18 protein-coding genes and 1 pseudogene are annotated in these 17941 nt (G+C 70.6%); 10 read left to right on the top strand and 9 right to left on the bottom strand.

Going from position 1 to position 17941, the window contains the following annotated elements; all coding sequences use genetic code 11:
* The first annotated feature begins 29 nt into the window (after window positions 1–29).
* Window positions 30–2351, top strand: a complete 2322-nt coding sequence (locus ACIBU0_RS07630; RefSeq protein ID WP_398813130.1) for an ABC transporter permease — start codon at window positions 30–32, stop codon at window positions 2349–2351.
* 80 nt (window positions 2352–2431) lie between these two features.
* Here ACIBU0_RS07630 and ACIBU0_RS07625 read toward each other — a convergent pair whose 3' ends face one another.
* On the bottom strand, window positions 2432–3781 hold the full coding sequence (locus tag ACIBU0_RS07625) for a PHB depolymerase family esterase (protein WP_398813127.1): 1350 nt from the start codon (window positions 3779–3781) through the stop codon (window positions 2432–2434).
* Between the two features lie 399 nt (window positions 3782–4180).
* Here ACIBU0_RS07625 and ACIBU0_RS07620 point away from each other — a divergent pair, with 399 nt between their 5' ends.
* Window positions 4181–4636 (top strand): nuclear transport factor 2 family protein, encoded by a 456-nt coding sequence (locus tag ACIBU0_RS07620; protein WP_398813124.1) that lies wholly within the window; start codon window positions 4181–4183, stop codon window positions 4634–4636.
* 417 nt (window positions 4637–5053) lie between these two features.
* On the opposite strand, the gene ACIBU0_RS07615 is transcribed toward ACIBU0_RS07620, so the two are convergent.
* Both ACIBU0_RS07615 and ACIBU0_RS07610 read right to left on the bottom strand, forming a co-directional pair.
* Window positions 5054–5794: an SRPBCC family protein gene (locus ACIBU0_RS07615; protein WP_398813121.1), complete on the bottom strand. Its 741-nt coding sequence runs from the start codon at window positions 5792–5794 to the stop codon at window positions 5054–5056.
* A gap of 51 nt (window positions 5795–5845) precedes the next feature.
* On the bottom strand, window positions 5846–6880 hold the full coding sequence (locus tag ACIBU0_RS07610) for a medium chain dehydrogenase/reductase family protein (protein WP_398813118.1): 1035 nt from the start codon (window positions 6878–6880) through the stop codon (window positions 5846–5848).
* 103 nt (window positions 6881–6983) lie between these two features.
* Between ACIBU0_RS07610 and ACIBU0_RS07605 the strand changes: the two genes are divergently transcribed.
* Window positions 6984–7640 (top strand): TetR/AcrR family transcriptional regulator, encoded by a 657-nt coding sequence (locus ACIBU0_RS07605; RefSeq protein WP_398813115.1) that lies wholly within the window; start codon window positions 6984–6986, stop codon window positions 7638–7640.
* Window positions 7641–7905: 265 nt separating this feature from the next.
* Window positions 7906–8520: a DUF4328 domain-containing protein gene (locus ACIBU0_RS07600; RefSeq protein WP_398813112.1), complete on the top strand. Its 615-nt coding sequence runs from the start codon at window positions 7906–7908 to the stop codon at window positions 8518–8520.
* 187 nt (window positions 8521–8707) lie between these two features.
* On the opposite strand, the gene ACIBU0_RS07595 is transcribed toward ACIBU0_RS07600, so the two are convergent.
* The 3 genes from ACIBU0_RS07595 to ACIBU0_RS07585 form a co-directional block, all read right to left on the bottom strand.
* Window positions 8708–9013 (bottom strand): transcriptional regulator, encoded by a 306-nt coding sequence (locus ACIBU0_RS07595; RefSeq protein WP_398813109.1) that lies wholly within the window; start codon window positions 9011–9013, stop codon window positions 8708–8710.
* Window positions 9010–9519: a hypothetical protein gene (locus ACIBU0_RS07590; RefSeq protein WP_398813106.1), complete on the bottom strand. Its 510-nt coding sequence runs from the start codon at window positions 9517–9519 to the stop codon at window positions 9010–9012. The genes ACIBU0_RS07595 and ACIBU0_RS07590 overlap by 4 nt, the downstream gene beginning before the upstream one ends.
* Window positions 9520–10276: 757 nt before the next feature.
* Window positions 10277–10924: a TetR/AcrR family transcriptional regulator gene (locus ACIBU0_RS07585; protein ID WP_398813104.1), complete on the bottom strand. Its 648-nt coding sequence runs from the start codon at window positions 10922–10924 to the stop codon at window positions 10277–10279.
* Window positions 10925–11040: 116 nt separating this feature from the next.
* Between ACIBU0_RS07585 and ACIBU0_RS07580 the strand changes: the two genes are divergently transcribed.
* The 3 genes from ACIBU0_RS07580 (at window position 11041) to ACIBU0_RS07570 (ending at window position 12326) form a co-directional block, all read left to right on the top strand.
* The gene (locus ACIBU0_RS07580; RefSeq protein ID WP_398813101.1) at window positions 11041–11208 is read left to right on the top strand and encodes a hypothetical protein; all 168 of its coding nucleotides are present in this window, start codon (window positions 11041–11043) and stop codon (window positions 11206–11208) included.
* A gap of 54 nt (window positions 11209–11262) precedes the next feature.
* The gene (locus ACIBU0_RS07575; protein ID WP_398813098.1) at window positions 11263–11658 is read left to right on the top strand and encodes a VOC family protein; all 396 of its coding nucleotides are present in this window, start codon (window positions 11263–11265) and stop codon (window positions 11656–11658) included.
* Window positions 11659–12149: 491 nt separating this feature from the next.
* A complete protein-coding gene (locus ACIBU0_RS07570; RefSeq protein WP_398813095.1) occupies window positions 12150–12326 on the top strand; it encodes a hypothetical protein in 177 nt (58 codons plus the stop codon).
* Window positions 12327–12461: 135 nt separating this feature from the next.
* Here ACIBU0_RS07570 and ACIBU0_RS07565 read toward each other — a convergent pair whose 3' ends face one another.
* Window positions 12462–12653, bottom strand: coding sequence for a hypothetical protein (locus tag ACIBU0_RS07565; protein WP_398813092.1), 192 nt, complete (start codon window positions 12651–12653; stop codon window positions 12462–12464).
* 305 nt (window positions 12654–12958) lie between these two features.
* The gene (locus ACIBU0_RS07560; RefSeq protein WP_398813090.1) at window positions 12959–13594 is read right to left on the bottom strand and encodes a TetR/AcrR family transcriptional regulator; all 636 of its coding nucleotides are present in this window, start codon (window positions 13592–13594) and stop codon (window positions 12959–12961) included.
* A 136-nt stretch (window positions 13595–13730) separates the two neighbouring features.
* Between ACIBU0_RS07560 and ACIBU0_RS07555 the strand changes: the two genes are divergently transcribed.
* From ACIBU0_RS07555 to ACIBU0_RS07545, 3 genes are read left to right on the top strand one after another with little or no spacing between them, the layout of a single operon-like run.
* The gene (locus tag ACIBU0_RS07555) at window positions 13731–14876 is read left to right on the top strand and encodes a VOC family protein (RefSeq protein ID WP_398813087.1); all 1146 of its coding nucleotides are present in this window, start codon (window positions 13731–13733) and stop codon (window positions 14874–14876) included.
* The gene (locus tag ACIBU0_RS07550) at window positions 14873–15811 is read left to right on the top strand and encodes a fumarylacetoacetate hydrolase family protein (RefSeq protein WP_398813084.1); all 939 of its coding nucleotides are present in this window, start codon (window positions 14873–14875) and stop codon (window positions 15809–15811) included. Before ACIBU0_RS07555 ends, ACIBU0_RS07550 begins: the two co-directional genes overlap by 4 nt.
* 21 nt (window positions 15812–15832) lie before the next feature.
* Entirely contained in the window at window positions 15833–17446 is a 1614-nt protein-coding gene (locus ACIBU0_RS07545; protein ID WP_398813081.1) for a bifunctional 3-(3-hydroxy-phenyl)propionate/3-hydroxycinnamic acid hydroxylase, read from the top strand.
* A gap of 295 nt (window positions 17447–17741) precedes the next feature.
* Here the strand turns inward: ACIBU0_RS07545 and ACIBU0_RS07540 are convergent.
* Window positions 17742–17924, bottom strand: a pseudogene (locus ACIBU0_RS07540) (SDR family oxidoreductase); the annotation flags it as partial.
* Between the last annotated feature and the right edge of the window lie 17 nt (window positions 17925–17941).

Below are 17941 nucleotides of genomic sequence, written 5' to 3'. Positions count from 1 at the left end.
GAGGGTGGGGGAGGTCCAGGGATCTGGCCATGGGGGCCCGGTTCGCCTTCACCGGCGGGCGGGAGGGGTGGGTGCGGATGCTGCTCACCGCCGTCGGCGTGGGGCTCGGCGTGGCAGTGCTGCTGCTCGCCACCGCTCTCCCGAACGCGCTGGCCGTCCGGCACGACCGGGAGAACGCGCGCACCGACCTCACGTACGGAGTGTCGGGCCTGGGCAAGTCACCGCTGCGGAAGGCGGACGACACCCTGCTGGTCGGCTATGCCACGACGGTCTTCCGTGACAAGGAGGTGCGGGGCCGGGCGTTGGAGCCAGAAGGGCCGAAGGCGCCCCTGCCGCCGGGAGTCTCCAAGTTTCCCGGGGTGGGCGAGATGGTCGTCTCTCCCGCCCTGAAGCGGCTGCTGGAGTCCGGCGAAGGGAAACTGCTGCGCGAACGGCTGCCGGAGCGGATCGTCGGCACCATCGCGGAACCGGGATTGATCGGGGCCCAGGAACTCGCCTTCTACCGCGGCGCCGACAACCTCGTGATCAAGGAGAACAGCGGCGGGGTCGAACGCATCGACCGATTCGGCGCAGGGTACAAGACCGACGAGAAGGAGGACCCCCTCCTCGTCCTGCTCTCCCTCGTCATGTTCCTGGCGCTGCTGATGCCGGTCGGCGTGTTCATCGCCGCGGCCGTGCGGTTCGGCGGCGAGCGCCGGGACCGGCGACTGGCGGCGCTGCGGCTGGTGGGTGCGGACAGGGGGATGACCCGGCGGATCGCCGCCGGCGAGGCCTTCGCCGGCTCCGTGGCCGGCCTGGCCTTCGGGACGGCCTTCTTCCTGATCGTCCGGCAGCTCTCCGGGTCCGTGGACCTGTTCGACGTGAGCGTGTTCCCCAGCTATCTGATCCCCTCCCCCGTGCTCGCCCTGCTCGTCGCGGTCGCGGTCCCGGCGGCCGCGGTGCTGGTCACGCTGTTCGCACTGCGCGGCGTGGTGATCGAGCCGCTCGGCGTGATGCGCACCGCGAAGCCCCCGCGGCGCCGGCTGTGGTGGCGGATACTGCTGCCCCTGGGCGGGCTCGGACTGCTCTACCCGATGATCGGCAAGGACCGGTACAGCAGAGACTTCAACCAGTACCAGGTCACCGGTGGTGTCCTGCTGCTGCTCGTCGGAGTGACCGCGCTGCTGCCGTGGGTCGTGGAGAGGGTCGTGAACCGGCTCGGTTCCGGCGGGGTCGCCTGGCAGCTGGCCATCCGACGGCTTCAGTTGAGCAGCGGAACGGCCGCCCGCATGGTCAACGGCATCGCGGTCGCGGTGGCGGGCGCCATCGCCCTGCAGATGCTGTTCTCCGGGGTGCAGGGGCAGTACACCAAGCACACCGGCGACGACCCCACCCGCGCCCAGATGCGCGCGGAGCTGCCGGACGGAGTCCCGCTCGACCGGGCGGCGGCCGACTTCAAGGCGACCAGAGGCGTCGCCAAGGTCTACGCCTACGACGAGGGCCGTGTCAGCGACCAGCGCGTGGGCGTCGACATCAGCGCCGAGGTCACCATCGCCGACTGCGCGTCCCTGCGCGAGGTCGCTTCCTTGCCTTCCTGCAAGGACGGTGACGCCTTCGCCCTCCGGGGTGGCGACGATGAGGACTATGAGCTGAAGGCGGCCGACCTTTCCAAGGCCGGCAAGAAGCTGTGGTTCTACACGACCGACGGCGTCATTGGTCAGCACAAGTCGCCCTGGACCGTGCCCGCCGGCGTGAAGCAGGCACGGGCGATCCCGGACCCGACCGGGTACAAGCGTGGCGGCCTGCTGCTGACGCCGGGCGCCCTGCCCCCGGGCGCCGCACATGGTCTCCACGGGGAGGTCTACCTCGCGCTCGACCAGAAGCTGGCGGACGCACCCGACCATGCGCGGAACACGGCCCACCGAATCGGCCTGACCGACGACCCGGCGATGTTGGTGTCCAGCAAGACCGACGACACCTACGCCTCCATCCGCACCTTCCTGTTCGTCGGCGCGGCCTGCGTACTGGCGCTGATCGGCGCGAGTCTGCTGGTCGCGCAGCTGGAGCAGCTGCGCGAGCGCCGCAGACTGCTGTCGTCGCTCATCGCCTTCGGCACCCGGCGCCGCACCCTGTGTCTGTCCGTGCTGTGGCAGACGGCGATCCCGATCGGCCTCGGCCTGACGCTGGCCACAGCGATCGGGATGACACTGGGCGCGGCACTGCTGAAGATGACGGACAAGCCGGTGGGCGTGGACTGGACGAGCGTACTGTCCATGACCGGCGCCGCGGCCGCCGTCGTCCTGCTGGTGACCGTGCTCAGCCTGCCACCGCTGCTGCGGCTGATGCGCCCGGACGGCCTGCGCACGGAGTGAGCGATACGCCCCGAAGCCTGGAGGGCTTTCTCGAAACCACACTCGGTTTCGAGAAGCCCTCCCGGTTTTGGGCGGTGGTGTCAGCCGAGGCGCCACTGCTGGTTGCTGCCGCCGTTGCAGTCCCACAGTTCGACCAGTGCGCCGTTGGCGGTGGAGGCACCGGTGACGTCCAGGCACAGGCCCGACTGGACGCTGGTGACGGTGCCGTTGGAGTTGCGGTTCCACTGCTGGTTGGTGCCGCCGTTGCAGTCCCATATCGCGACCTTGGAGCCGGCCGTGGTGCCGGTCGCGTCGAGGCACTTCGCACCGCCGTAGACGGTGAGCTGCTTGGTCGACGTGCTGGTCCAGGTCTGGTTCGTCTGGCCGTTGCAGTCCCAGATCGCCACCTGGGTCCCGTTGGTCTGCGAGAGGCCGGGCACGTCAAGGCACTTGCTCGAACCGGTGGCGTGGAGCGGACCCGTGGTGGTGCCGCCGGTCCCGCCGTCGAGTCCGAAGAAGGCGATGGCCCGGGCCGCCATGCCGCTGGCAGGCAGGGAGTGCCCGACACCCTGGAAGCTGTTCGCCTCGACCGGTGCCTGCGCGGTGGCGGAGCCGTAGCGGGTGCGGGTCCAGCCGGACTGCGGGGAGTCGGTGAAGACCGGGGTCTGGCTCACTCCGAGCACATTGGTCCACTGCTTGATCTCTTCACCGAAGTTCACGTAGTTCAGCGCCTCGTCCTCGGTGCCGTGCCACAGCTGCATCCGCGGCCGGGGGCCGGTGTACCCCGGGTAGGCGCCCCGGACGAGGTCGCCCCACTCCTGCGGGGTCTTGGTGATCTTGCCGGTGGAGCAGTCGCTGTTCCAGCCGGAGCCGTCGGTGGTGGCGAAGCAGCCGAACGGCACGCCCATGAACGCCGCACCGGCCTTGAACAGGTCGGGGTAGTCGCCGAGCAGGACATTGGTCGTCATCGCGCCGGACGAGGCGCCGGTGACGTAGACCCGGCTGGGGTCGGCGTTCATGTTCTGCAGGGTGTACCGGACCATCTGGGCGATGCTCGTGGGGTCACTTCCCCCGTCATGCCTGAGCGCCTGGGGCGAGGAGACGTCGAAGCACTGCCCGCTGACGTTCGCGTCCGGGTAGACGACGATGAACCCGTACTGGTCGGCCAGGCGGGCGAACTCCGTGTTGGAGTAGAAGGCGGGCGCCGTGCCGGTGCAGTAGTGCACTGCCACCAGCACCGCCGGGCGGGCCGGAGCGCTGTCGGGCTTGTAGACGTACATCCGCAGGTTTCCGGGGTTGCTGCCGAAGTTGGTCACCTCGGTCAGTGACGCGGCCGACGCGGTCGTGGCCGAGGCGCCGGTCAGTACGAGCGCCGCGATCAGCGGCGAGATCGCCGTCAGCAGGGCCACCAGTACGCCTTTGACGCTTCTCTTCTTGGGCTTCCGGGACATGACGGCGTCCTTTCGGGAATCCGGGCGGCTGGGGGTGAGCCGGATTGTGTGAAGCGCTTCGACGCTCCCATTGACCGAGATGTGGTGTCAATGCCCGGTGAGAAGCAAGGTCATGGTGCCTTCATGCCTCTTGTTCCGCGAGGGAGCCCTCATTGGCTTGAGCGTGAATTGAAGCGCTTCGATACGCAGCGAGAGGCCCGTCGGCCATGTGATCCGATGGTGATGACCGGGCGCCGGCCCGGTACTTCTCGGTCTGTGCGGCTTCGGCTCGATGCCGGCCACGACGAGACAGCGGACCGAACGTGAGGTCGGCGTCGCGCCTGACATCTCGGGGAGTTGCGCCGTCGTACAGCTGACACCGGCACAGCATCCATCCGTGGATGTGGCAGGGAGGCAACGATGAGCGACTTTCAGGCGATCGCGGACCGGGTCGAGATCGAGGCGCTGCGCGGTGAGTTCACCGACGCGGTGATGATGCGCGACTACGACCGTGTCGCGTCACTCTTCACACCGGACGGCGTGTGGCGGATGCCCGACATCCCCGCTGAGATGTCCGGCCAGGAGCAGATCCGCGCCTGGGGCCGACGGGTACCGGATTTCGTGGACTTCCTGGTGCAGAACACGCATACAGGCATGATTCAGCTCGACGGCGACACCGCGTCCGGTCGTGCGTACATGTCCGAGGTCGGGCGCGGCCGCGACGGCCGGTCCGGGGTGAACTACGCCATCTACCACGACCGCTACCAGCGCACCTCGGGTGGCTGGAAGTTCACCGAACGCGTCTACGAGATCCGGTACCTGGATGAGAGTCCCCTGACGGGCTCCGTGCCCCCGCGCAGCGCCGGCGCCCGCTGAACAGATGCGTCGGCAGCGCCCGCCCGGGCCGCAACGGCGAACAGGTCGCCACGTGGTCCATGGCACCGCATCGCGCCGCACCGACGCCGAGTCCGAGCTGATCGACCTGCGTGACCACCCGGATGAGCGAGCGGGTTCGGACCCCGACGTGAGCGTGCTCCTTCCCCAGTAGAGGGTGTGCCGCTCGGGGTGCGTCGTGGTTCCGGGTGCAGATGCTGACGGATGACCCCACGCTGAGTCGGACCGCGGAAGACGTGCTTGCGGACATCACGGAGCTACCCAAGGCGGACGCCAGGGCTGAGCTGGACGAGCTGACCTTTGAGGTACTGCACAGGCGTCTGGGCCACGGTGCCCGAGGCAGCCCCCGTCGAGGCGCCGAGCGAGCCGTTCAACGAGGTCGCCGACCCCTCGACCCGGTCAGTGGGGACGCGGGTGGTCGCGGGTGGAGGCTTCGGCGGTGGTCTTCAGGTCGTGCAGCCACGCTTCGAGGCCCGCGCCGAGGGCCGCGGTCGCGGTGGGCACGTCCGCTTCGACCTGGGTGCCGGTCCAGGTTTCCTCGGTGTGGACGTGTACGCCGCCCTCGAATGTGCGGAAGGTCCACAGGTGGATGCCCTCGTCGATGCGCAGCCCCTCACCTGTCGCGGGTCCACTCCACAGGATGCAGGTGCGGCGCTGGAGTTCCTGGACGGTGGAGGTGATGGCGAGTGTGGTGGCGGGGGTCGTGGGGGTGGCGGGCGCGGGGGTCGTCCACCGGAACTGCGAACCGGCCTTCAGGCGGCCGGGATCGAGACGTTCGGCGGTGGTGACAGGGGGCTGCCAGGACGGCCAGCGTTCGATGTCGGTCTGCAGCTTCCAGACTGTGCTCAGCGGCGCCTTGATCACGATGTCGGACTCGTAGCGGATGAGGGCGGTGGCATCGACACCTCGCCCGCCGCACTGGGACGTATCGCCGTGGGGGGCGACGGCGGCCTGGGCGGTCGGGATGGTGCTTGCGAGGACGGCGGCGACGGCGAGTGCGACCGTGACCGCGGCCTTACCGGCGCGAGGCCGGTGCCGGAGGGTTCGCGTGCGCGGATGCAGGGGGCGAGGGTGCAGGGCGCGCGGGTGCAGGGGGCGATGGTGCAGGCCGGGGGCGTTCGACGGGCCGGTGCTGAACATCGTGTTCCTCTCGTTTCGTTGGGGTGATCGGGTCGGGCCACTCGGGCCCTGCTACGGGTTCAGGACGACCTTTCCGGCTGCGGTGCCCGACTCGGCCAGCCGCAGGGCTTCGGCGGCGCGGGTGAGCGGCAGTTGCGCGGCGATCTGAGCTGTGACCTCGCCGCGCTGGAGGGCGGCGAAGACCTGGGCGAGGTCGGTGCGGAGGCGGGCGCGGAAGCGGTTCTTGGCCAGGGCCCGGCCGGCCCAGACATTGAAGAAGTACGCGCGGCGGCGGTTGGGCAGGGCGTTCCACAGCCACACCCGGCCGAGCAGCTTGAGGACGGGCCACTGCTTGGAGCCCTCGTCGTCCCGGGTCGAGGCACTGCCGTACGAGACGAGCGTGCCGCCGGGGGCGAGGAGGCGCCAGGAGTCGACGATGCCGCGGCCGCCGACGTGGTCGAAGACGGCGTCCACCCCGCGGGGGGCGAGTTCGCGGATCCGTGCGGCGACGTCGTCGGTGCGGTAGTCGACGGGGGCGACCCCCCGTTCGCGCAGGGCGTCGTGGTGGCGCGTGGACGCCGTGCCGATCACCACCCGCGCGCCTGCGGCTTGGGCGAGCTGGACCAGGACCGATCCGACGCCACCGTTCGCGCCGTGCACCACGACGGTGTGCCCCGCACGGACGCGGGCCTTGCGGTGCAGCATCTGCCAGGCGGTGATGCCGTTGACGACCAGGGTCTCCGCCTCCGCCGCACCGATCCCGTCGGGCACGGGTACCGCGTCCGCCGCGTCGACGAGCACATGACTGGCCCAGCCACCGACCTTGACCAGCGCGGCGACCCGGGTGCCGGCCAGGCCCGGCTCGACTCCCTCGCCGGTCGACAGCACCGTACCCACGAGGTCGTAGCCGGGCACGAACGGGAAGGGCGGCTGGTCGTAGTAGCGGCCGCGCCGCATCTGCTGCTCGGCGAAGGAGACGCCGGTCGCCTCCATCCGGATCACGACCTGGCCGGGGCCCGCGGCGGGTACGGCTCCATGCCGGATCTGAAGTCCCTCGGGCTCGACCTTGCCCGGCAGGACGACCTCGACGAGTCCATCGGCGTTCATGGCGACCTCCACAGAGTCAGTGAGTTATCTGGCTTCGCGTTCGTTAGAAGTTATAACTGCACGGGTTCGAGAGTGTCAATAACTTCAGTGATAACCTCTAACTATGGTGAACTCGGAAGCGGAGACCCCGCGTGCGCGCTACCGCGCCCAGGTGCGCACGGAGATCAAAGAGCGCGCCTGGGAACAGATCGCCACGGCGGGTGCGTCCGCGCTCTCCCTCAACGCGATCGCCAAGCAGATGGGCATGAGCGGACCCGCGCTGTACCGGTACTTCGGCGGTCGCGACGAGCTGATCACCGAGCTCGTCAGGGACGCGTACCGAAGCCTTGCCGACACCTTCCGCGCGGCGTCGGAGGGCGGTGCCGATGTGACCGCGCTGGCGCACACCCTGCGGGGCTGGGCCCTGCGGGACCCACAGCGTTACTTCCTCATCTACGGCACGCCCGTCCCCGGCTACCGAGCACCCGACGACACGACCGCGATCGCGTCCGAGATCATGGCGACCCTGCTGGACGCCTGTGCCGGGTTGCCCTTGTGCGGACCGGCGACGCCGTTCGACGCGCACCTCGAAGACCACCGGGACTGGGCGGACGGCCATCCCGCCCCGCCCACGGCCCTCCATCGGGCCCTGACCTTCTGGACCCGGCTGCACGGCGTCCTGTCCCTGGAACTCGCCGGCCACTTCACCGGTATGGGAATCGACCCCGCGCAGCTCTTCGCCGCCGAGCTGGACGACCTGACGGGTGCGCCGACGAACTGACCACGTCAGGCTCGCCCTTGGTGCGTGCCCACGGCGTCTCTTTCAGGGGCCCGTCTTCAAAACGGGTCTTGCCCGGGGGCGGGAACGACGCCGGGCCGACCGCCGCTGTCGAGCAGGAGGGTGGCGGTCTTGTCGCATCTGGCGCCGGCCTGGGGTTAAGATCCCCCGCCGACCTGCGGGAAGTTCCAATCGGGCGGCTTCCAGGAGGTGTGGGGTGGGCAGGAGTGGAGGGCCGCGGGGCGGGCTGAGCCGATGGACGTGCGGCGTGCTCGCCGCGTACGCACTGCTGAGTGCGGCGGCCGGGATCGCGGCGTGGCACAAGTACCAAGTGCTGCACGCACCGCCGCTGCCGGCTCAGCCGGACGGCAGCGAGGCGCTGCCGCTGCTCAACGCCGACATATGGTTCGGAAATCTGAGGGGCTGGTGGAACGGGGCCACCCTCGTGGCGGTGCTGGTCTTCAGCGTCTGGATGTCGCGCATGCGCGACCTCGCGGAGCTGGCCTGGCCCGAGGGGCAGCGTCGCAGCCGTGCCTGGTTGTTCTTCGGCTGGGTCGTTCCCGTTGCCAATGTCTTCGTGCTGAAGATGTTCGTCAACGACCTGTGGGCCGCCGCCCGGCCGGCGTCGCGGCGTGAGCGCGGCCATCCCTTGCTCACCTTCTGGTGGCTCTCCGTCATCGCCGCGGGAACCGCGGGCACCGACGCCCTGTCCGCACTGAAGCACGCACACACCGCCGGCCAGACCAGCGAGGCGTTGCAGCAGGTCATGGAAGGCGACCTCCTGTCCGTCTGCGCTGCCGCCCTTACCGCCGCCGTCGTCTGGCGGCTCAGCGGCATGCTGAAGCAGACCGTGCAGGTGCCCCTGGCGTCCGCAGGCACCTGAGGCCGTCGGAGATCGTCATCGAGGTGGGCGGTGGCGGTGCAGTGGCTTGACGAGGCGGATCGCCTGGCGAGGACGTACCTGGCGGTCGGGTCGGCCCCCGTGACGGTCGACCCGAGGAGCGGCGACTGCGGATGACGGCCGCTGCCGAGAGGGCTCAGCCGGAGTGAGGTCAGCGCCGCGGCGGCGTCTACTCTCCGACGATCGCCCGTAGTGCCGCGAGGTGACCGTGGTACGCCTTGCGCCCCTGCGGGGTCAGGCGCAGCCAGACGCGTTGCCGGGTGTCGCGTACGGCCTTGCGCTGCTCCACGTAACCGGCCTCCATCAGGGCTCCGGCGTGCTTGCTCAACACGGAGGCCGACAGCCCGAGTTGCTCCTGCATCACCGCGAACTCGGCCTCGCCGACGGTGTCGAGCAAGGCGCAGACGCGCAGTTTGTTGGGCGAGTGGACGAGAGTGTCGAAGCCGTCCATCGGGTCGGTGGACCGGGTGGTCATGATGCCTTCCGGTGCAGCCGTACGAAAGCGAGGTGGAAGCCGACGGACACCGCGGCCGCGGCAATCGAGGCGGCGGCGAGCCACCATGCCTGGCCCGTGGCGCGGAACACCCAGGCCGACCCCACCAACATGACGGGCATGCCGATCGCCAGGGGAACGGCCGCACGCTTGGGCAGCACGTCGAACCGGAGTGCCACGCCGGTGCGCCGCCTCCAGGAGCGGGCCGCGACAGCGAACAGCGCCAGGTACGCCACGGTGATGACCAGCAGCACTGCCCCCCAGGCCTCGCTCGGCAGCAGCCACCGCTCGTCGGCAAGCAACCCTCCGTACGCGATGGGAAAGGCCGCGCTGTACGCGGTGAGGACCATGGCGAACCAGGTCGGCCAGGGTGTGGCCGACAGAGCGGTGGCCGAGCGCCGGATGCGAGCGGCTTCGGTCAGCGCGGCCCGCGCCTCGTCCGACGTGGGAAGGGGGGAGCGGCCGGGGAAGCTCGCGTCAGTTTCCATACAGGAAAGACTAGGTCTGACTTTCCTGTATGGCAAGCGAAGGCTTTCCGGTCCGGAAAGTGGCGAGCCGGTTCCCGCGCAGAGTCGCGACGACTCCGCTCCCTCGCCCCGCGCGTCGACCAGCCCGCGGGGCGGAGAAGGCGAGACGGGCGCTTCACTCATTCACCCTGCGGGATCGTGCCCATAACGCGCCCTTCAGAGCGGAGCACCACGGTCGTCAATGGCCCGGGGCACTTCCCGCCGAAGGTCGAGCGGCGGAGCGGGGCGCCCTTCTCGCCGACGAGCGGGAGGCGTGGCCGCTGCGGGCGAAGTCGACTGGGCGGAGCGGGCGTTCAGGCGTCACGCGTGCGCAGCAGCAGGCCGCCGACCGACAGCGCCGCGGCGGCCCACCCGGCGGTCACGCCGAGGCCGGCCCCGGGGCTGATGGGCCGGCCGGGGAGATCGGTCCGGGTCGCTGATGGTCCGGGAGACGATGGGGACGACATAGAGCAGGCCGAGGACCACCCGGATGCCGCCAGCGGGCCGGTCATCCCCGACGACCAGATTCAGCGGCTCTTTCGCCCCTCCAGAAACTGGCGCCCGATCGCAACGGCCACCGCGAGGGCCGCGGTCTCGGCCTCGCCGTGGTCAACGCCGTCACCCGAGCCCACCACGCCGCCCTCACCACCACTGCACGCCCCGAAGGGGGCCTGTCCATCACCGTTCGGTTCACGCACACATCGCATCCGAACCCCAGTCGGTGAGGGGGAACACCTCGCTAGGCGGTGGCGTAGTCGCACAGGGCGGGTTCCAGCAGGTCGAAGGCTCGGGTGGCTTCGGCTGCGACGGCCCGGGCGATCCGGTCGTTGGGGTGTCCGGCGAGGGTGAGCTCCTGGATGCGGCGGAACAGCACGCGGTGCACGGCAGCCAGCAGTCCGGCGGCGGTCTGAACGGTGATGTCGTCGGGCTGAGCACCGGTGGCCTCGGCGAGCGCGTGGGCGAGGCGGTGTTCGCGCTGGTCGTGCAGGCCGCGCAGGCAGGTGCTCAGGGTGGGGCTGTCGGCGATCATGCGGGCGAAGTCCTGGCCGGAGAACCCGGCGACCGGGTCCTGGGCCGCGACGGCGTCGTCGAACGCCCGGCGCAGCGCGGCCAGCGCCGATTCCCCCGGCCGTCGAGCGGCGACCGTGCGGGCCAGGGAGGCGGCGAACTGCTCCTGGTGGTCCAGGGCGAGGTCTTCCTTGCGGGCGAAGTAGTTGGTGACGGTCTTCTTGGCGACGCGCGCGGCGGCGGCGATCTCGGCGATGGTCGTCTGCTCGAAGCCCTGGGCGATGAACAGCCGGGTCGCATGGTCGGAGATGAGCTGCCGGGTCTCCTGCTTCTTCGCCTCGCGCAGCCCGGTGGCGGGGGCGGTCGTCTGGTTGGCCATGGGCGCAATTCTACCCTCGTCCTAAATTTATGTTGACACCCCCCAGCCACCCGGCCTAAGTTTACGTCCGTAGCAAATTTACGCCGACAGTACGTCGCTTACGAAGGGGGACACCCATGCGCAAGCCCATCCACGACCCCTCCGCCCCTCAGCGCCGGCCGGAGAAGCCCGAGCGCTTCCCGCTGCGCGGCACCGAACTGCGCCGTCCGCCGTTCCACCACAGCATTCGGGGTCGGCAACAGGCCCAAGGCGCCCGTAACATCCCGCGGCGCCACGGCCGTTGACCCGCCCCCGCCCCTCACCCCCCGTCCTCACCGCCACGTCCCTAGGGAGACCCCTTGCAGTTCACCGCCTCCACCGTCTCGCTGACCGTCGACGACGTCACCGCTTCCCAGGAGTTCTTCACCGCCCACCTGGGATACGCCGTCCGGCAGGCCGCCGACGGCTTCGCATCCCTCACACGCGACGACGCGGTCGACATCGTCCTGCTCACCCGCGGAATCGAGGTGCTGCCGCCCGAGCAGCGTGACCAGCGCGCCAGCGGCCTGATCCTGGCCTTCACCGTCGCCTCCGGTCTGCAGAAGCAGGAGAAGCGGCTGCGTGAGGCCGGAGTTCGGATCACCATGCCGTTGCGCCAGGAACCGTGGGGCGAGCGCCTGTTCCAGGTCACCGACCCCAGCGGAGTGATCATCCAGTTCGTCGAGTGGGCTGCTCCTGCTCCCGAGCACGGCTGACCCCATCGGGAGAGACACGCAGCCCACATTCGTACTGGTTCACCTGCGTACGCGCCCGGCTCCGCCACCGGGATCCTTGGCCGCCCCTTGCACCACTGCGGGGTCCTGTCCATCAACGGCCTTGGCCACCGGCTGGAAGAACCGCCTCAAGGCCATCGAGCGAGAGACCGAAGTGGCCTGACATGTTCCATACCTTCCGTTTGATCTTGAGCGCGAGGGGCGGCTTCGGTCGCTGAGCAGCCGCGAGGAAACCCCGGGAACAAGAGCTTCCGGTCATTTCATCGCCCTCGCGCGCGGCGGCATCGACGAGGAGGGTCCACCGACGTCGGTTACTGTCGAGGGCCCGGGAGCCGGGAGTCGGGAAGGGGAGGGCCGCCGCCGTGTCGATACGCGAGAGCTTTGTCAAGCTTTTCAAACGCACCGTTGAGACTGCCGACGGTGGTTCGTTCGCAGTGGAGCACCCGTGCCGATGCTCGCCGGAGTGGCCCGGCTTGGAGACGACCGCGAACGGGCACATGCTCCCGGCCGAGCCCTCCAGCCACTACAGCGTTCTGACGAACCCCGAGATCGGTCCGTTCGTCGCGCGCTGTACCGGCTGTCAGGCTCGCTATCCCGGCCCCTGGGTGATCCAGCAGGGCGCGCCGATGCCCTTCGACTGGGCCCGTTAGAGCTCAGTCATCCCGCGGAGGCACTGAGCGGAAGCACGGGGAGCAGAACTCGGATGTAGAGGGCGGGGCCTGGAAGGCGCCCCCCCCCGGCCGCCATCGGCCTGTCCATCACGGTGCCGTGCCCATAGCGTGCCCTCAAGGGCAGACGACAGCGGTCAACAGCGGTGCGAACCCGCTCTCACGCGGCACCGTCTGAGGCACGTAGGCGCAGGCCAACCCGGTGGCCTCCTCGTTGTGGTGCACGTCGTGGTGTGCGGGGTCGTCCCTGTGGTGCTTCGGGCGCTCGGCGCGCACCAGGTCGTCAAGTCCGGCGGCCGCCTCTCTCACTCTCTGCCGCTCCTCGTCGGAGTGGTGAGAGCCGTGACACGGAAGCCGTCGGGGAGGAAGTTGACCGCCCCGGCGGCGGGGCGCGCCAGCCCGGTCTCGAACGTCTCCTCGGCGCCGATGCACTCCCCATCAGGCCCGAGGTACGACGCCGCCCCACGGCCGGACCGGTACTGCCGCACGGCGCCAAATCGGCGACGTCTCCCCGCTCGCCGGCCTTCGGGCAACCCTCCGGATGCGCCGCTCTTCGATCAGCCACCGGGGGAATCGGGCGTCATGGGAGGTGCCTTGCCCGCGGTGCCGGCTCGTCAGTCCAGCTCGGGCAGCGGGCGCCGGGCGACCTCGTGGGCGTCGTCCGAGGGGACGCCCAGCATGCGCAGGACCATCTCGGCGAGGTTCACCGCGGCCTCGTCACCGTCCAGGTCGGGGCGGGCGAACCTCAGCTCCACCAGGGACAGGAGGGTTCCGCCCAGCGCGGACAGGGCCACGACCGGCTCGACGGACGTGAAGCGGCCGGAGGCGATGCCGACCTGGAGATCGCGCAGAGCCCGCCGGGCCAGGCCGTTTTCCGAGTGGAGGTGGCCGAGGCCGCGGCGGCGCAGCACCTGCATGAGCTCCGGGTGGGAATCGGCCATGCGGGCGCTGAGCCGGAAGCCGGCCGCGACGAGTTCCGCGGGGTCGTCGATCCCGGTCAGCCGCTCGTCGAAGGTCTGGCCGAACTCCTCCAGGGCGTCCGTCACCGCCGCCTCGAACAGCACCGTCTTGGACTCGAAGTGGTTGTAGAAGGAGCCGAAGCCGACGTCCGCGCGCTCTGCGATCGCCTGGATGCTGACGCTGGTGTCCCCGGTCTCGGCGAGTATCTGCCGGGCGGCGCGGACGAGTGCCCTGCGGGTCTCGGCGCGGCGCCGTTCGAACCGGTTGCTGGGCGGGGCTGACGTGGGCATGGGCCGAGTCTAGTTGCGGAATCCGCCACCGCCACAGTTCTGATGAAATCCTCATCTCATGACAGCCGGCCTATTGACGAGGATTCTGTCAGTAATGATGATTTCCTCAATACGGCAATGTTGCTCGGAGGGCACCATGTCTGAACCTCGCGTGGCCCAAGCCGCCGTCGCGCCCCCTCATCAGGACCTGCACAGCGAGCGGGGCGCCCTGCGCGGCGAGCATCCGGGCAGGTCCCGGAACCCCGTGATCAAGGTGGCGGACTTGGCGTGGCTGGAGTTCGAGAAGCCCGACCTGGACCGTGCGGAAGTCTTCGCCCGGGACTTCGGCTTCGGTGTCGCCGCCCGCACGGAGAGGGAGCTGTGGCTGCGGGGCACCTTCGCCGGCCCGCCCTGCATGGTGATCCGGCGCGGTCGTACGTCCCGTTTCATCGGCCCGGCGTTCCGGGCGGCCGAGCGGGCCGACCTGGACCGGCTGGCGCGGGCGACCGGGGCGGCCGTACGGGACGCGGACGTGCCCGGCGGCGGCAAGGCGGTCGACCTGCTCGATCCCTCGGGCGTCCCGGTGCGGGTCGTGCACTGCGCCGAACAGCTCCCCGAACTGCCGGGGCAGCGGCCGCTGCCCCTCAACTTCGGCACGGATCACCGTCGTATCAACGTCACGCAGCGTCCGCCGCGGGAGCCGTCCCGGATCCAGCGGCTGGGGCATGTCGTGCTGGAGACGCGTTTGTTCGCGCGGGCCCTGGACTGGTACCTGGACCTCCTCGGGATGATCGTGTCCGACTTCCTGTTCCTGGACGGGCAGCGCGGGCGCGGTCCGACGATGGCGTTCATCCGCTGCGATCTGGGCAGCGTGCCCGCCGACCACCACACGCTCGCGATGCACCTGGGACCGGGGACGGGGTACGTCCACTCCGCCTACCAGGTCACCGACCTGGACGCGATCGCGGCCGGCGGCGAGTACCTGGCCGAGCGCGGCTACCGGCGCAGCTGGGGCATCGGCCGGCACATCCAGGGCAGTCAGCTCTTCGACTACTGGCGCGACCCCGACCACTTCATGCTGGAGCACTTCGCCGACGGCGACCTGTTCTCCTGCGACGTCGAGCCCGGCTGGGCGCCGATGTCGGCGAGCGGGCTGGCCCAGTGGGGCCCGCCGGCCACCCGCGACTTCCTGGGCGCGAGCCCGTGGCCCGCCAAGGTCCGCGAGGTGCTGCACGCCCTGCGCGGCGACAACGAACTGGACGTCGAACGTCTGCTGGGCCTGATGAAAGCGATGAACTCATGAGTACGAATGTCCTGCGTACCGCCGACGGCTGGTGGGTCGTCCTCGGCGAGCGCGCCGTCCCCGTCGACACCAAGGCCGTCACCACCGCCGAGCTGATCGCCGACCGTGACGCCGTACGCGAGGCGGCTCTTTCCGCTGAGGCGGGCACGCCCGTTTCCGACCTGGCAGCGCTCTCGCCGGTCACCACGCCCTGCCGGGTGGTGGCCCAGATGGTCAACTACCGCAGCCACGCCCGGGATTCGGGCTTCACCGGCGACATTCCGCCCGCCTTCTTCCGCAAGGCGTCCGGCTCGGTCAGCGGCCCGGGCGAGGCCATCGTCCGCCCCTCCCATGTGACGTTCCTCGACTACGAGATCGAGCTCGGCCTGGTCATGGGGGCGTCCCTGCCCGTCGGCACCGTGGTCGAGGAGAAGGACCTGCCGTCGTACGTCGCCGGTCTCGTCGTCACCGACGACGTCAGCGCGCGTGAGGTCCAGCTGACCAAGACGCAGTTCTACGAGAGCAAGTCGTACCCGACCTTCACGCCCACCGGCCCCCACCTGGCCCTGCTGGAGCCGGAGGACTTCGCCCACCTCCTCGACCTGCGGCTGACGTTGTCCGTCAACGGCGACCTGCGCCAGGACCGCACCCTCGCCGACATGATCGTCCGCCCGGCGCAGGCACTCACGCTGCTGGCCCGCTTCCAGACCCTCGACCCCGGCGACCTGCTGCTCACCGGCACCCCCGGCGGTACGGCCCTCAAGGCCCCGCCCAAGCCGGTCGAGAAGATCGGCGCCCTGCTGCCGCCCGCGGTGAAGTGGAAGGCGTTCTTCAAGTCCCAGGCCAAGAACCCCCATTACCTGCGGCACGGCGATGTCGTCACCGCCTCCATCGCCACGCCGGACGGCCGGATCGACCTGGGCGAGCAGCGCACGCCCGTGGCCGACGCGCACTGAGACGACGGAAGTGAGCCGCACATGACCGTCGAGCAATCCGTGCACCACTCGGCAGACGTACCCGTGGTGATCGTCGGCGCCGGACCGGTGGGCGTGACCGCCGCCCTCCTGCTCGCCCGGCGTGGGGTACGTAGCCTCGTCCTCGAACGCCACCGGGACGTCTACCTCCTGCCGCGTGCCGTCGCCACCGACGACGAGGTCCGCAGGATCCTCCAGTCCGCCGGAATCGCCGACGAGTTCGCCGCCATCGCCCGTCCCGCGCGCGGCCTCAGGCTGCTGGACGCCGGGCACCGCGTGATCGCCGAGTTCCGGCGGTCCCCGCACGGCCACCACGGCTTCCCGCAGACCAGCATGTTCGACCAGCCCGAGCTGGAGCGGCTGCTGCGCGAGGCACTCGCCCGCCACCCGGAGTGCGAGCTGCGGGGCGGGGTCGAGGTGACGGCGATCGAGCAGCCCGCCGAGGGACCGGTCCGCGTCACCTACCGCGACGACGACGGCGAGCACCTGCTGCTCGCGGACGCCGTCCTCGGCTGCGACGGCGCGGGCAGCCTCACCCGCGACGCGATCGGCGCGGGGTGGGAGGACCTGCGCTTCGAGGAACACTGGACCGCCATCGACGTGACGACGAAAGCCGCCGTCCGCTGTTGGGAAGGCGTCGACCAGGTCTGCGACCCGCACCGCCCGGCGACGTTCATGCGCATCGGCGAGGACCGCTACCGCTGGGAGTTCCGGCTCCGTGCGGGTGAGGGCCTCGACGGCCCCGGCGGGTGGGAGCGACTGCGCGAGCTGGTCGCGCCCTGGGTGGACCTCTCCCGCCTCTCCCCTGCCGACGGCTTCCACGTCATCCGGCAGGCCCAGTACACCTTCCGGGCCCGCATCGCCGACCGCTGGCGCCTCGGCCGTGTCTTCCTCCTCGGCGACGCCGCCCATCTCACCCCGCCGTTCGTCGGACAGGGCCTGTGCTCGGGGCTGCGCGACGCCCACAACCTGACCTGGAAGCTCGCCCGCGTCCTGCAACAGGGCGCCGACGAACGGCTGCTGGACACCTACGAGCGGGAACGCAAGCCCCACGCCCGCCATGTGATCCGCCTCGCGGTCGCCACCGGCTGGGCCATGACCGGCGGCCAGGACCGCGCGGCCGCCCTGCGCCGCACCGCCGTCGCCGCGGCCTGCCGCATCCCCGGGGTGACGGGCAGGGCGAGCCGGGACCTCGGCCGCCCGCTGCGCGCCGGCCCGCTCGTACGCCGCAGCGGGCTCGGCGGGACTTTCTGCCCGCAGCCCCGGGTGACCGCCGAGGGTGGACGACATGTCCGTCTCGACGACGTCCTCGGCGACTCCTTCGCCGTGCTGACCGCGGTGCCGCTGCCGCCCTCACTGCGCGCGCTCACCGATGGACTCGGCGCCCGGGTCGTCGACGTACACGGGACCGGCGACGACGGCACCCTCGCCGCCTGGCTGCGCGCGGGCCGTGCCGACGCCGTCCTGCTGCGTCCCGATCGCGTCGTGATGGACGTCGTTCCGGCAGGCGGCGGCGACTTCACGGGCACCGCCGCCTGGGCGCCCCTGCTGTGCACCACCCGCGGGCCCGTCGAACAGTCCGTATCCGTACCTCTTTCGAGGAGTTCCGCGCGATGACCACGCCGTACGCCCGCCCCTTCCGGGCCCCGGACCCGAAAGCCGCCGCACGCAGCCGGATCGCCGACTTCGGCCGCTGGGCCGCCCGGCACCGGGGCCTCGAAGCCGGCCTCTCCGACTACTCCGCCGTGGACAACCCCGCCCTCACCGACCACTGCGCCCACCTCGGCGCCGAACGGCGTGCTCAGAGGCTCGGCCAGCTCCGACCCCATCCAGGGAGCCGACCACGCCATGCACGTCGGAGACCGTCCGCCGGCCCGCTCACGGCTCGCCATGCTGACGCGCCTGCGAACCGTCAGGCCGATGCTCCGCTGTCGACGACCAGGTCGGTGCCGACCGCCGCGCCGGCCAGGGGCGAGGCGAGATAGAGCACTGCGGCCGCCACTTCTTCGGCCTCCGCAATCCGGCCCAGCGGGTTCTCCGTCTTCACCCGCTCGGCGCGGTCGGCCTCGGTCTCCCCGGGCCGCAGCGACATGGGGGGGCGTACGGCGAGTG

It is taken from the genome of Streptomyces sp. NPDC049627, from assembly GCF_044465645.1.
GTDB lineage: Bacteria > Actinomycetota > Actinomycetes > Streptomycetales > Streptomycetaceae > Streptomyces.
Note: the sequence above shows the minus strand (reverse complement) of the source record. Positions and strands in the feature narration are given on the sequence as shown.

Excerpts from the sequence above, each read along its gene's own strand:
- ACIBU0_RS07560 (WP_398813090.1), bottom strand. The coding sequence starts at position 13,594 with ATGCCCACGTCAGCCCCGCCCAGCAACCGGTTCGAACGGCGCCGCGCC.
- ACIBU0_RS07620 (WP_398813124.1), top strand. The coding sequence starts at position 4,181 with ATGAGCGACTTTCAGGCGATCGCGGACCGGGTCGAGATCGAGGCGCTG.
- ACIBU0_RS07580 (WP_398813101.1), top strand. The coding sequence starts at position 11,041 with ATGCGCAAGCCCATCCACGACCCCTCCGCCCCTCAGCGCCGGCCGGAG.
- ACIBU0_RS07610 (WP_398813118.1), bottom strand. The coding sequence starts at position 6,880 with ATGAACGCCGATGGACTCGTCGAGGTCGTCCTGCCGGGCAAGGTCGAG.
- ACIBU0_RS07585 (WP_398813104.1), bottom strand. The coding sequence starts at position 10,924 with ATGGCCAACCAGACGACCGCCCCCGCCACCGGGCTGCGCGAGGCGAAG.
- ACIBU0_RS07615 (WP_398813121.1), bottom strand. The coding sequence starts at position 5,794 with ATGTTCAGCACCGGCCCGTCGAACGCCCCCGGCCTGCACCATCGCCCC.
- ACIBU0_RS07545 (WP_398813081.1), top strand. The coding sequence starts at position 15,833 with ATGACCGTCGAGCAATCCGTGCACCACTCGGCAGACGTACCCGTGGTG.
- ACIBU0_RS07550 (WP_398813084.1), top strand. The coding sequence starts at position 14,873 with ATGAGTACGAATGTCCTGCGTACCGCCGACGGCTGGTGGGTCGTCCTC.
- ACIBU0_RS07595 (WP_398813109.1), bottom strand. The coding sequence starts at position 9,013 with ATGACCACCCGGTCCACCGACCCGATGGACGGCTTCGACACTCTCGTC.
- ACIBU0_RS07605 (WP_398813115.1), top strand. The coding sequence starts at position 6,984 with ATGGTGAACTCGGAAGCGGAGACCCCGCGTGCGCGCTACCGCGCCCAG.
- ACIBU0_RS07625 (WP_398813127.1), bottom strand. The coding sequence starts at position 3,781 with ATGTCCCGGAAGCCCAAGAAGAGAAGCGTCAAAGGCGTACTGGTGGCC.
- ACIBU0_RS07630 (WP_398813130.1), top strand. The coding sequence starts at position 30 with ATGGGGGCCCGGTTCGCCTTCACCGGCGGGCGGGAGGGGTGGGTGCGG.
- ACIBU0_RS07590 (WP_398813106.1), bottom strand. The coding sequence starts at position 9,519 with ATGGAAACTGACGCGAGCTTCCCCGGCCGCTCCCCCCTTCCCACGTCG.
- ACIBU0_RS07555 (WP_398813087.1), top strand. The coding sequence starts at position 13,731 with ATGTCTGAACCTCGCGTGGCCCAAGCCGCCGTCGCGCCCCCTCATCAG.